This is a genomic window from Kitasatospora sp. NPDC059408, assembly GCF_042751525.1.
Taxonomy (GTDB): Bacteria; Actinomycetota; Actinomycetes; order Streptomycetales; family Streptomycetaceae; genus Kitasatospora.
In genome coordinates, this window is the sequence record NZ_JBHYWI010000008.1 from 1 (window position 1) to 12,377 (window position 12,377).

11 protein-coding genes are annotated in these 12,377 nt (G+C 74.0%); 5 read left to right on the forward strand and 6 right to left on the reverse strand.

The window, feature by feature from the left end; all coding sequences use genetic code 11:
* Positions 1–92 precede the first annotated feature (92 nt).
* Positions 93–296, reverse strand: coding sequence for a cold-shock protein (locus ACFXDE_RS07805; protein WP_359971493.1), 204 nt, complete (start codon positions 294–296; stop codon positions 93–95).
* 415 nt (positions 297–711) lie between these two features.
* On the opposite strand from ACFXDE_RS07805, the gene ACFXDE_RS07810 reads away from it, so the two are divergent.
* Entirely contained in the window at positions 712–939 is a 228-nt protein-coding gene (locus ACFXDE_RS07810; RefSeq protein ID WP_380447332.1) for a hypothetical protein, read from the forward strand.
* Between the two features lie 372 nt (positions 940–1,311).
* Positions 1,312–2,082: a pirin family protein gene (locus tag ACFXDE_RS07815; RefSeq protein ID WP_380491894.1), complete on the forward strand. Its 771-nt coding sequence runs from the start codon at positions 1,312–1,314 to the stop codon at positions 2,080–2,082.
* 45 nt (positions 2,083–2,127) lie between these two features.
* Here ACFXDE_RS07815 and ACFXDE_RS07820 read toward each other — a convergent pair whose 3' ends face one another.
* Positions 2,128–3,096, reverse strand: a complete 969-nt coding sequence (locus ACFXDE_RS07820; protein WP_380491896.1) for an RNA polymerase sigma factor — start codon at positions 3,094–3,096, stop codon at positions 2,128–2,130.
* 86 nt (positions 3,097–3,182) lie between these two features.
* Positions 3,183–3,758, reverse strand: a complete 576-nt coding sequence (locus ACFXDE_RS07825; protein WP_380491898.1) for a hypothetical protein — start codon at positions 3,756–3,758, stop codon at positions 3,183–3,185.
* Positions 3,759–4,013: 255 nt separating this feature from the next.
* Here ACFXDE_RS07825 and ACFXDE_RS07830 point away from each other — a divergent pair, with 255 nt between their 5' ends.
* Both ACFXDE_RS07830 and ACFXDE_RS07835 read left to right on the forward strand, forming a co-directional pair.
* The gene (locus tag ACFXDE_RS07830; RefSeq protein WP_380491900.1) at positions 4,014–5,990 is read left to right on the forward strand and encodes an NHL repeat-containing protein; all 1,977 of its coding nucleotides are present in this window, start codon (positions 4,014–4,016) and stop codon (positions 5,988–5,990) included.
* Positions 5,991–6,163: 173 nt separating this feature from the next.
* On the forward strand, positions 6,164–8,416 hold the full coding sequence (locus ACFXDE_RS07835) for an MMPL family transporter (protein WP_380491902.1): 2,253 nt from the start codon (positions 6,164–6,166) through the stop codon (positions 8,414–8,416).
* A 13-nt stretch (positions 8,417–8,429) separates the two neighbouring features.
* Here ACFXDE_RS07835 and ACFXDE_RS07840 read toward each other — a convergent pair whose 3' ends face one another.
* Positions 8,430–8,912: a hypothetical protein gene (locus ACFXDE_RS07840; protein WP_380491904.1), complete on the reverse strand. Its 483-nt coding sequence runs from the start codon at positions 8,910–8,912 to the stop codon at positions 8,430–8,432.
* Between the two features lie 258 nt (positions 8,913–9,170).
* Between ACFXDE_RS07840 and ACFXDE_RS07845 the strand changes: the two genes are divergently transcribed.
* Positions 9,171–9,485 carry a WhiB family transcriptional regulator gene (locus ACFXDE_RS07845; protein ID WP_380447346.1) on the forward strand — a complete coding sequence of 105 codons (315 nt, stop codon included), beginning with the start codon at positions 9,171–9,173 and terminating at the stop codon, positions 9,483–9,485.
* 112 nt (positions 9,486–9,597) lie between these two features.
* On the opposite strand, the gene ACFXDE_RS07850 is transcribed toward ACFXDE_RS07845, so the two are convergent.
* Both ACFXDE_RS07850 and ACFXDE_RS07855 read right to left on the reverse strand, forming a co-directional pair.
* Positions 9,598–11,169: an alpha/beta fold hydrolase gene (locus ACFXDE_RS07850; protein ID WP_380491907.1), complete on the reverse strand. Its 1,572-nt coding sequence runs from the start codon at positions 11,167–11,169 to the stop codon at positions 9,598–9,600.
* A 128-nt stretch (positions 11,170–11,297) separates the two neighbouring features.
* Positions 11,298–12,329: a medium chain dehydrogenase/reductase family protein gene (locus ACFXDE_RS07855; protein WP_380491909.1), complete on the reverse strand. Its 1,032-nt coding sequence runs from the start codon at positions 12,327–12,329 to the stop codon at positions 11,298–11,300.
* Between the last annotated feature and the right edge of the window lie 48 nt (positions 12,330–12,377).

The following is a 12,377-nucleotide window of genomic DNA, read 5'->3' on the forward strand; positions in this document are numbered from 1 at the left end:
GCCCGCACACCCACCCCCGCACCCCCCACGGGCCCCGTACCGCCAAAGGCGGGTTACGGGCCCCTCACTACCGGACGAACGCCCGGCCGGAATTACAGCGGGCGGATGTTCTCCGCCTGCGGGCCCTTCTGGCCCTGCGTGACGTCGAACTCGACCTTCTGGCCCTCGAGCAGCTCGCGGAAGCCGTTGGCGTTGATGTTCGAGTAGTGGGCGAAGACGTCAGCGCCGCCGCCGTCCTGCTCGATGAAGCCGAAGCCCTTTTCCGAGTTGAACCACTTCACGGTACCGGTGGCCATGAGAAATCCCCTTCAAGAGACCGTCCGAAGTCCGCACATTACGGACTTTCGAGTCGCCGCGATGAGAACCCTCCGAAAAGCCGGAAAACGAAAAATGCGCCTGCGACAATCAGCAGGCGCACACAAAGTTCATGGGAACCACTACTGCAACTACTTCGACTGTAGCAGGCCCCGACCCTCCCCGGCGAACACTCCGCGCGAATTTTTCGGCCGCCCCGCCCGGGCCCGCCTTCCCCGCTCCGACCCGGCCGGCAACCGGCATGCCTGGCAGTACAGTTGGAGGCGTCCGCGCCACCGTCCGGCCCGGTCCTGATTTCGGGCCCGACAGGGGGCGTGTCGGCCACGGCGCACACCGCACCGATTCGGACTCTCCGGAAAGACCCGTCCCACCGATTTTCGGAGCATACTGACCACGATGAGAAAACCACCGGCAGTCCGACGCCCCTTGCCCACCAGCCCCTTCAAAGCCCGGCCCGCCGCACCGCCCAAGCGGTTCGCCATGGGCGACCGCGTCACCCACGACAAGTTCGGCCTCGGCCGCGTCATAGACGTGGAGGACGGGCCCGAGGCCGCGGTCCTGGTCGACTTCGGCTCGCGACAGGAGCGGATCACCCCGCCCTACTCCTCCATGTACGCACTCTGACGGCCGCCGGACCGCTTCGCGCCCGCTTCCGGTCCCGGCCACGCCCGGGACCCCTGGAGCCGGAGCGGCCACCGGCGCCTTGAGCGTGTCCCGGGCGAACGGTCCGCCCTCACGGGTGACGCTGCCAGTGGCAGGCGGGTGAACTCGTCCCCGCCCAGCCGACCGCCGCCGTCCACGTCCAGCACGCAGAAGACGCGGCGCTCCGATTCCGGCACCGTGCTGCCTTCCGACCTCGTTCGGCGATCTTCCGGCACCGCAACTTCGCGCCGCCATCCCACGGAATAGTTGAACGATGAACTATGTTGGGCGTGACGAAGGCACCACCGGGCACCCGAAGGCCGCCGCCGGGCGACCAGGCGAAAGGACCACGAGATGAGCACCGCCGCGAACCTCCCCCGCATCGACGTCCGCCGCTCCGACGAGCGCCTCTCGACCAAGATCGACTGGCTGGACTCCAAGCACTCCTTCTCGTTCGGTGGCCGCTTCGACCCCGCCAACACCCACCACGGGGTGCTCCTCGTCAACAATGACGACACCGTCCGGCCGGGCAGCGGCTTCGAGACCCACCCGCACCGCGACATGGAGATCGTCACCTGGGTGATGCAGGGCTCCCTGGTCCACCAGGACTCCACCGGCCACTCCGGCGTGATCTACCCCGGGCTCGCCCAGCGCATGAGCGCCGGCAGCGGCATCCTCCACTCCGAGAAGAACGACTCCTGGCGCCTGGGCGGCACCGACGTCCACACCGACCCCGTCCACTTCATCCAGATGTGGGTGGTCCCCGACGAGAGCGGCATCACGCCGGGCTACGAGCAGCTCGAAATCGACGACGAGCTGCTGTCCGGCGACCTGCTCCCGGTCGCCTCCGGGATGGCCAAGCACGACGGCGCGTCCGCCATCCGCATCAAGAACCGCTACGCCGCCCTGCACGTCGCCCGGCTGCGCCCCGGGCAGGACGTCGAACTGCCCGACGCCCCCTTCCTGCACCTGTTCGTCGCCCGCGGCGACGTCGTCCTCGAAGGCGCCGGCCCGCTCACCGCGGGCGACGCCGTGCGCTTCACCGCGACCGGCGGCCAGAAGGTCACCGCGACCGAACCCGCCGAGATCCTGGTGTGGGAGATGCACGCCACCATCGCCCCCTGAGGCCCCTGAGGCCCCTGAGGCGGCCGTCGCCCGCCCGCCGACCCCTCAACCGCTCACCGGCCGTCCCGGGAAGACCACCTGGAGCCGCTGGACCCGCCGGTCGCGGCGGAACATGAGCCACGCCAGCGTCGGCGGGCAGGGGTCGGCGGCGCCGGCGGGGTTGACGACGTCCATCTCCCAGATCGTGATGTCCCGGCTCGCCACCACGTGCCGCACGTGCTGGCGCACGCCCTTCTCGCGCACCTGCCGCATGACCGGGAACGGGTGCACGCGCTCCCCCGGCCGGCCGAAGCGGCCGGTCATCTCGGCCTGGTCCGGCCACAACTCCAGGATCTCCCGGGGCAGATGGCCGCGCACGGATGCCTCCAGGGTCGCCACCGCCTCGTGCCGACTCTCCTCGGCGAGGGCGGAGGCGTCGTCGTGCGCCCGCGCGGCGGTCGTTTCGAGCGCCTTCGCCATCTTCGCGCGCGCCTGGCTGAGCCGGCTGCGGACCGTGCCGACCGGCACCTCGCACGCGGCGGCGATCTCCTGGTAGGAGGTGATGCCGCTGAAGTGCCGCAGCATCAGCACCAGCCGCAGCCGCTGCGGCAGTTCCTCCACCGCGCCCCAGATCCAGTCCCGCATCGCGTGCTGCTCGATGAGCCGCTCGGGCGGTGACTGCTCGTACCCGCGCAGCCGGACGAGGTCGCGCTCGTCCAGGCCGGGTGTCTCGCGCGCGTCGCGCAGTCGCATGCGGCAGGCGTTGCGGACGACGGCCCTCAGCCACGGCCCGACGGCCGCCGGGTCCCGGACGTCGCCGATGCGGCGCAGGGCCGTCAGCGCGGCGTCCTGCACCACGTCCTCGGCGTCCGGTCCGCAGCCGAGCAGGCGCAGCGCGACGGCGCGCATCGCGGCCTGGTGGCGGGTCAGGAGCAGCCCGAGGGCCGCCGTGTCGCCGGCCTGGGCGCGGCGCGTGAGCGCCGCGTCGTCGGCGGAGGCGGAAGCCGTGGTGGAGGTGGTGGTGAGCGGTGCCATCGTCCGTACGCCTCCGGGAAGACCTTGCGCGCCAGGCCGGTTGAGGCCTTCCGGAGGACGATACGCCGGTCGCCGCGCCCCGGCGGCTACTGCTCCTGCGGGACGGGCACCGCCCGCGCGAGCAGCCGCGCCCGTGCGCGGGCGGGATGCACCCTCGTGAAGACCGCCGGGCCGGTCAGGCCGGCGACGTGGGCGGCGATCCCGACCCAGGCCGGGGCGTGGACCGCGCCGCCGACGGCCAGGCTCGCGCAGATGAACGTGAACCCGGCGCCCCACGCGGCGGTGATGCGGTTGTTGACCGCGATGAACTCCGGCCGGTCCCAGTACTCGCGGGGCGTGCGCCGCCGCGCGATGCCGAGCGTGAACGGGCGGCGCAGCGCCAGGGAGCCCCAGGCGGTGACGGCCAGCCAGGCGAACGAGAGGATGCCGACCGGCTTCGACAGCGCCGCGTGCGGCGCGGCGAGGGCCACCGCGCCCACGGCCGCGAAGTAGACGACGGCGCTGACCTCCAGGACGAGCGCGTCGAGGCCGACCCCGCGCCGCCGGTCCTGGAGCAGGAGCAGCAGCCCCGACGCGAGCCCGCCGAGCGCGCCCCAGCGCCAGTCGAAGGACGAGACGGCCCCGGAGACGATCCAGGGGACGAATCCGCGCAGATAACCCATGGGAAGGAACCTCGCTGAGATGGTGAGGGTGGATGGCTGACACGGACTGGATGCACGGCGGGCGCGGAAGTTCGATCCCCGGCGCGTGATGCCGGTCACACGGGGCCGCCTCGGCGGGCGGGTCTCGCCCGTCCCGGGCAATTTCCGCCGTGTCCGGCGGCCGGTCGCGTACGGGCGGGCCGGGATGTGGCAGGTAGGAGGGCGGCGGGCGGCCCGTCCCCCTCCGATGATCCCCCTTCACCGAATGGAGCCCCCATGCGCAGACGTCGCGGTGTCCTGATCGCCGCCGCTCTCCTCGCCCAGCTCGCCGCCGGGCCGTCCCACGCGGTCGCGGCGGGATGGGAGCCCACCGAACAGTGCGGGGTGGTGCGCGGCGGTGACGGGCCGCTGGGCGGGGCCCAGGTGACGCTGTACCAGGCCGGGGACGGCGAGGGCGGCCGGCCGCGGGTGCTGGGCAGGGCGCGGAGTGCGGCGGACGGGCGGTTCACGCTCGACTACCGCCGTCCGGAGGACCCGCGCGCCGTGCTGTACGTGGTCGCCGACTTCGGGCGGGAGCGGCGCGGCACCGCACACTCCGCGGTGGCGCTCGCCGCCGTGCTCAGCGGGGCCGCCGCGCCGCCCGAGCTCGTCGTCAACGAGCGCACCACCGTCGCCACCGCCTACGCGCTCGCGCGCTTCACCGGCCCGGGCGGCGTCACCGGCACCTACCCCGGCCTGCAGAACGCGGCCGCCGTCGCGCACAACCTGGCCGACACGGGCACCGGCGAGATCGCCGCGCCGCTCGCCGCCCCGCCGAACGGCTCCCAGACCTCGACCATGGCGGAGTTCAACACCCTGGCCGACCTGCTCGCCTCCTGCGTCACCGGCGACGCCTGCGACCGGCTGCTCGACCTGGCCCACCGCCCCGGCCACGAGCGGCCGCGCAACACCCTGCAGGCCGCCGTCGACATCGCGCACGACCCCGGGAACAACGCGGCCGCCCTCTTCGACCTCGCGGCGACCACCCCTCGCTACGGGCCCGCGCTCCCCGCCGCCCCCGACGCCTGGACCGTGGCCCTGCGCTACGACGGCAACGGCCACGAGGTCGACGGCCCCGGCAACCTCGCCTTCGACGCCGACGGCAACGCGTGGATCACCAACAACTACGTCTACAAGGCCGACCGGCTCGTCCCGACCTGCGGTGGCCGCACCGTCCTCAAGTTCACCCCCACCGGCCAGGACGCCCCCGGCGCGCCCTACCAGGGCGGCGGCCTGTACGGCGCCGGGTTCGGCGTCACCGTCGACGCGAAGGGCAGCGCCTGGGTCGGCAACTTCGGCTTCCAGGGCCGCGGCTGTCCGATCGACCCGACCCGGCTCGAACGCAGCGTCTCCCAGTTCGCCCCCGACGGCACCCCGCTGTCCCCGCCGGAGGGCTGGCGCGGCGCCGGGATCGCCCAGCCGCAGGGCATGTCCGCCGACCGTGCCGGCACGGTCTGGGTGGCCAACTGCGGCAGCGACAGCGTGGCCCGGATCCCGGACGGCGACGCGACCCGCGCCCGGGAGATCGCCACGCCCGGCGTCCAGAAGCCGTTCGGCACCTCCGTCGACCCGGCCGGGCGGCTCTGGGTCGGCGGGAACGGCAGCGACACCGTCCAGGTCGTCGGCCCGGACGGCACCCCGGGGCCGACGGTCTCCGGCGGCGGCCTGAGCAAGCCGCTGGGCGTCGCCACCGACAGCCGGGGCAACGCGTGGGTGAGCAACAGCGGCATCCTGCCGGTGCCCTGCGGGAACGGCTCCGTGGACGACCTCGCGAACGCGGTGGCGACCGAGACGGGCCCGCGCCCGGGCACCTCGGTGACGTTCATCGGGTCCGACGGCACCCCGGCGCCCGAGCCGTTCACCAACGGCGGTCTGTTCCTGCCCTGGGGCATCGCCGTCGACGGTGACGACACCGTGTGGGTCGCCAACTTCGGCGGCCACCGCGTCGCCCGGCTGTGCGGCGTCAACCTCGCCGCCTGCCCGCCCGGGTACCGCACCGGCCAGCCCATCTCCCCGGCCGGCACCGGCTACACGAGCGACGGGCTGGAGCGCAACACGGGCGTCCAGATCGACCCCTCGGGCAACGTCTGGCTGGCCAACAACTGGCGGACCGTCCCGATCCAGACCAACCCCGGCGGCCACGAGATGGTCGTCCTGATCGGTGCCGCGGCACCCGTCCCGGCCCCGAAGCTCGGCGGTCCCGCGCAGCCCTGACGCCCGCGGGGCGAATGGAAGGGACCGCGAGCGCGCCACCCGGGTGGGCCGGGTGCCGGAGCAGCCGAAGCCGTCGGGGCGACTACCCGCCGGTACCGGTGCCCGGCCCGGCCCTCCCGGGAACACTGCGCCGGTTCGGCCGCACCACCGCGCAGAAGACCCGGGAGACGCCCATGCCGCCGTCCGCACGCCGCGCCCCCTCAGCCGCAGCACAGCCGGCCAGGCGCGCGGGCCTGCGCCGCCTCGGTGAGTGGTGCGCGCGCCACTCGGTGCTCGTCATCGTGCTGTGGATCGTCGCCCTGGCCGGCGTCCAGGCCGCCAACAAGACGGTCGGCGGGACCTACTCGGACGACTTCTCGCTCCCCGGCACGCAGGCGCAGCAGGGCCGGGACCTCCTCACGGCCCACGTGCCGGCCGCCGCGGGCACGAGCTCCCAGGTGGTGCTGCACGACCCCGCCCAGCTGGCCGGGTTCCAGTCGCAGATCGCCCAGACCGTCGCCTCGCTCCAGCAGCTGCCGCACGTGCTCTCGGTGCAGAGCCCGCTGCCGCCGCCCGGGCAGCCCGCCCCGCCCGGCGGGCCGCTGGCAGCCGACGGGCTGACGGGGTACATCACCGTCCGTTTCGATACCGCGCCGGCCCTGCTCGGCACCGAGTACCTGACCGGCGTGGACGCGGCCGTCCAGCCGCTGCGCCAGGCCGGGGTCCAGGTGGAGTACGGCGGGCCGCTGGGCGAGCTGGCCCGGCCGGCGCCGGACGACCGGGCGAGCGAGGTGATCGGCTTCGCGGTCGCGATCGTCGTGCTGCTGGTCGGGTTCGGCAGCGCCATCGCGGCCGGGCTGCCGCTGCTGACGGCCCTGTTCGCGGCGGTGGTCGGCCTCGGGGTGCTGGGGCTGGTCGCGGCGCTGTCCACCTTCGCGACCGTCGCCCCGACGCTGGCCACGATGATCGGGATCGGCGTCGGCATCGACTACGCGCTGTTCCTGCTCACCCGTCACCGGCAGAACCTGATGGACGGGGTGGATCCGGTCGCCTCCGCCGGGCAGGCGGTGGCGACCAGCGGCCGGGCGGTGCTGGTCTCCGGCTGCACCGTGATCATCGCACTGTCCGGACTCTCGGTGTCGGGCATCTCGTTCATCGCCAAGCTCGGGGCCGCCGCGGCCGTCACCGTCGTGTCGGCGGTGCTCGGCGCGCTCACCCTGCTGCCCGCCCTTATGGGGCTGATCGGCCGCCGGATGGACCGCTTCACCGTCCGCCGCCCGATCGCCGAGGCCGGCGGCGACGGGGGCGGCGGTGGCGAGGGCGGCGGCGGCGAGGGCGGGGCCTGGCACCGCTACGCCCGGCGGGTCGAGGCGCGCCCGTGGCAGTACCTGATCGCCGGGGTGGTGGCGCTCGCGGTGCTGTCGATCCCGCTGCTCTCCATCCAGCTCGGGCACATCGGCGACGGCGCCGACTCCCCCGACTTCACCGACCGGCGCGCCTACGACCTCATGTCCCAGGCCTTCGGCCCGGGCTCGAACGGCCCGCTCACCGCCGTCGTCGACCAGAGCGCCGTGCCCGCCGAGACCCGGCCGACCGTCCAGAGCGCCGTGCAGCAGGCCCTCACCGGCCTGCCCGGCGCCGCCAGCACCACCCCGCTGCAGACCAGCCCGGACGGCGACGTGCTGTTCGCCACCGTCATCCCGGCGGCCGCTCCCCAGGACCGCGCCACCACCGACCTCGTCAACCACCTCTCCGACACCGCCCTGCCGGACGCGGTGGCCGGCACCGGCGCGAAGACCTACGTCACCGGCAACACCGCGGCCCAGGTCGACTTCCTGGACATCGTGTCGAGCCGGCTGATCCTGATCATCGCCGTGGTCGTCGGCCTCGCCTTCCTGATCATCCTCGCCGTCTTCCGCGGCCTGCTCGTCGCCGTCAAGGCCGCCGTGCTCAACCTGCTCTCGATCGCGGCCTCCTACGGGGTCGTGGTCGCGGTCTTCCAGTGGGGCTGGGGCGGGCCCGCACTCGGCGTCTCGGGCAAGGTCCCGATCGAGAGCTACGTGCCGATGATGATGTTCGCGATCGTCTTCGGTCTGAGCATGGACTACGAGATCTTCCTGCTCTCGCGCGTCCACGAGGCCTGGCTGCGCACGGGCCGCAGCCAGGACGCCGTCGCCCACGCGCTGGAGATCACCGCCCGGGTGATCACCTGCGCGGCGCTGATCATGGTGAGCGTCTTCGCGGCGTTCATCGTCAGCGACAACATCGTGATCAAGATGATGGGCCTCGGACTGGCCGTCAGTGTCCTCGTGGACGCCACGATCGTCCGGCTGCTGCTCGTCCCGGCCGTCATGACGCTGCTCGGCCCGGCGGCCTGGTGGACCCCGCGCTTCCTGGACCGGATCCTGCCGCACATCGACACCGAGGGCGAGGGCGAAAGGCCTTAAGCCGTACTGGAGTTCACTCCGGAGGCAGCCGCTTCAGCGACGCCATCCCGTGCAGGACCCGGCCCTCGGTGCGCGCCTGTTCCAGACGCCGGGTGAACACCTCCAGCCGGACCTCGGGATCCAGTTCCATCAGCCCCGGCGGCCACGTGCCGGGCGGCACCAGGACCACGACGGCCCCGCCCCGGCCCACGGCCGCCGCCAGCCAGGTGGGCGAGGCCGCGACCACCTCGTCCGGCTGCCACACCTCGCGCCCGCCCACCAGCGCCAGCCGCTCCAGCCGCCCGCCGCCGACCTCGACGGCCCCGCTCGTGGCCGGCGGCTCACCGGCGGCCAGCACGAACCCGCTCTCGACGGCGTTGGCCAGCAGATCCGCGTGCAGGCCGGGCCCGACCTCCACCACGACCTCCGCGAGCGGCGGCCCGTCCTCCACCTCCCGCACCGCCAGCGCCCACACCACCGGCGTCCGCCCCCGCCCGTACCGCGTCTCGTCAGCCACACCCCACCAACGAGCCACCGCCCCGGGCGGCACCCGCCTCACACGATCGGGCGCGGGCGGCCGGGCGCGGTGGACCGTCCGGACGGGCTGCGCGGTGTGAGGGGCGCCCGGTCCGGAAATTCACTAGTCCGGTAGATTCACCCGATCGGGTGAGGTGCCGCTTCCGTGGGGGCTGGGGCGGTGCGTAGTGTCGACGACCCGGTCCGTGATCAACTGTCAGGGCCGGGTGGTATTGCGAGCCCTGGGGAGGGGATCGACGTGGAGGACACGGACTGGGCCAAGCGCGGGATCTGCCGTACGGCGGATCCGGACGAGCTTTTCGTCGACGGCGCGGCGCAGAACCGGGCGAAGGCGGTGTGCTCCGGGTGCCCGGTGCGCACCGAGTGCCTGGCGTACGCACTGGACGAGCGGATCGAGCACGGCGTCTGGGGCGGCATGACGGACCGCGAGCGGCGGGCCCTGCTGCGGCGGCGCCCGACGGTGGACTCGTGGGCCCGGCTGCTGGAGCAGGCGCGGACCGCGTACGAGCAGCAGACCGGGCGTCTGCGGGCCGAGCTGGTCCGCGCGAGCTGACCGGGCCGCGCACGTGGCGCGGCCCGGCCGGTCATGCGGTCGTACGGCCGTGGCGGTCGTACGGCTATGCGGTCGTGCCGTCTTGCGGTGGTGCGGCGGTGCGGTGCTGCCCTCAGCGGGTGACCGGTGCGACGGCGATCGGCGGGATCGCGGCGAGGCAGGACGTGTCGCCGGGCTCGCCGGTGCGGATGAAGTGGGTGGAGATCGCCAGCGTGCAGCCCGTCGACTCCAGCTCCGGGACGTGGCCGGCGTTCGGCACCGAGACGAACGTGCTGTGGCGGAACCGGGCCGCCGAGCGGCGGGAGTTGGCCTCCGGGGTGTTGGTGTCGAGGTCGCCGGAGAGCACGAGGACGGGGACGTCGGGCAGGTCGAGGTCGACGTCCTGCGGCTGGGCGGTGTTCTTGCGCGGCCAGGTCAGGCAGTTGTCGCCGCCGTCGCTCTGGCCCTCGGTCCACCCCTTGGGGCTGAAGGCGCCGAAGTCGGCCGGGTTCGCGGCGGAGAGGGCGCGCTGGTACTGCCGGCGGCGCTGCGCGAGCGGGGCATCGTGATCCCACGCACGGACGTAGTCGTTGCACGTGACGGCGAGGAACGAGGCCTGGTCCTCGGTGCTCGTGTGCTCCATCTCGGCGCGGACCAGCGCGGCCAGCGGGCCGTCGTCGCCGTTGGCGGAGGCGTGCAGGGCGGCGGGCAGGTCGCCGAGCAGGGAACGCTCGGCGGGGTGGGAGCCGATGCCGCGGCTGGCGGGCTCGTAGAGGAGATTGGCGAGCTTGTCCTCGGTGAAGGCGATGGTGCGCGGGGTGCCGCCGAGCGTCGCGGTCACGTCGAGGGGCCGGGTGCGCAGCTTGGCGGCGACGGTGGCGAGGTCGCGGACGGCGGTGTCGGGGTCGCAGGCGCCGCTGCGCTCGCAGATCCGGCGCAGGGTCTCGGAGACGTGCCGGGCGGTCGCGCGGACCAGCGGGTCGAAGTCGACGGGGTAGGCGCCGGACAGGACCATGGACTCGACGCGGTCGGGGTGGCGGTCGGCGAGGACGGGCATCAGGTAGGTGCCGTACGACAGGCCGTACAGGACGAGCTTGGGGGCGCCGAGGCGGGCGCGGGCGGCGTCGATGTCGTCGGCGGTGGCGGCGCTGGTGTAGCCGCGGGCGCGGGGGCCGAGTTCTTCGGCGCAGCGGGCGACGGCGTCCTGCTGCTCGGCGCGCGGGGCGAAGCGGTAGTCCGCCTCGGTGACCTTGCAGGGCAGGCGGCCGGACTTGCCGGTGCCGCGCGGGTCGAGGAGGAGCAGGTCGTAGTCGTCGAGGGCGCCTTCGAGGGCGGCGGCGACGAGACCGGCCCGGTCGATCAGCGTCTCGCCGGGGCCGCCGGGGTTGACGGCGATGGTGCCCTTGGCCGGGCCGGGGCGGGTGTGGCGGACGACGGCGTAGCCGACGTCGATGGTGCCGAGGCGGGGCGCGCCGTCGACGAGGGGGCGGCGCATGGTGTCGCAGTCGACCCGGTGGTCGGGGACGGTGGGGCACCAGGTGGGCTTGCCCGGGGCGTTGGTCGTCGCGCCGGCGGTCGCGGCGTTGGCGGTCGTGCCGAGCGGGACCGCCGTGGCCACGACGGCCAGCGCGGCGGCGGCCAGGGCCAGGCGGCGGCCCCGGGCCGCGGGGGTGTTCGTCGTGCTGCTGCTGGTGCTGGTCGTCATGGCTCTCCGGCCTTCCGTACGTCCTGCGGTCGTTGTGGGGACGACAGTGCACGGCGCCGGTCAGCCGCTCGGCAGAGCGGCGGCAAAGGCGGGTAAGAACTCGCCGCCCGTCCGGATCCCGCGGGCGGTCAGGGCGTCAGCACGATCTTGCCGGTGACGGTGCCGGACTCCGCGAGGCGCAGCGCCTCCGCGGCCCGGGTGAGCGGGAGGCGGGCGGCGATCGGGGCGGAGACCTCGCCGTTGTGCAGGGCGGTGAGCACCTGGGTGAGGTCGGTGCGCAGGCGGTCCCGGAAGCGGTCCTTGGCGAGGGCGCGGCCGGCCCAGATGTTGTAGAAGTGGGCCCGGCGTCCGTTGGGCAGGGTGTTCCAGAGCCAGGTGCGGGCGAGGATCTTCAGGACGGGCCACTGCTTGGAGCCGGTGTCGTCGCGGGTGGAGGCACTGCCGTAGGCGACGAGGGTGCCGCCGGCGGCCAGGAGGTGCCAGGAGTCGATCACGCTGCGGCCGCCGACGTGGTCGAAGACGGCGTCGACGCCACCCGGCGCGAGTTCCCGGACGCGGGCCGGGACGTCACCGGAGCGGTAGTCGACGGGGATGACGCCGCGTTCCCGCAGGGCGTCGTGGTGCCGGGCGGAGGCCGTGCCGATCACCGTGACGCCCGCCGCCAGGGCGAGCTGGACGAGGACGGAGCCGACCCCGCCGCTCGCGCCGTGCACGAGGATCGTCTGGCCGGCCCGCACCCGCGCCTGACGGTGCAGCATCTGCCAGGCGGTGATGCCGTTGACGACGACGGTCTCCGCCTCGTCGGCGGCGAGCCCCTCGGGGACCTCGACGGCGTCGGCCGCGTCGAGCACGACGTGGCTGGACCAGCCGCCGGTCTTCACCAGGGCGGCCACCCGCCGGCCGGTGAGGCGCGGGTCGACGTCCTCGCCGGTGGTCAGGACGCGGCCCACGAGGTCGTAGCCGGGGACGAACGGGAAGGGCGGCTGGTCGTAGTACCGCCCCCGCCGCATCTGCTGCTCGGCGAACGAGACGCCGCTCGCCTCCACCGCCACCACGACCTGTCCGCGACCGGCCCCGGGCACCCGGCCTTCCCGGATCTCCAGTCCCTCCGGCGCCACGATGCCCGGCAGAACGACCTGGACCATGCGGTCGGTCTCCATGCTGACCGCCCCCTTTCGTAGAGCCTGTTGCCTTCGTTAGAAGTTATA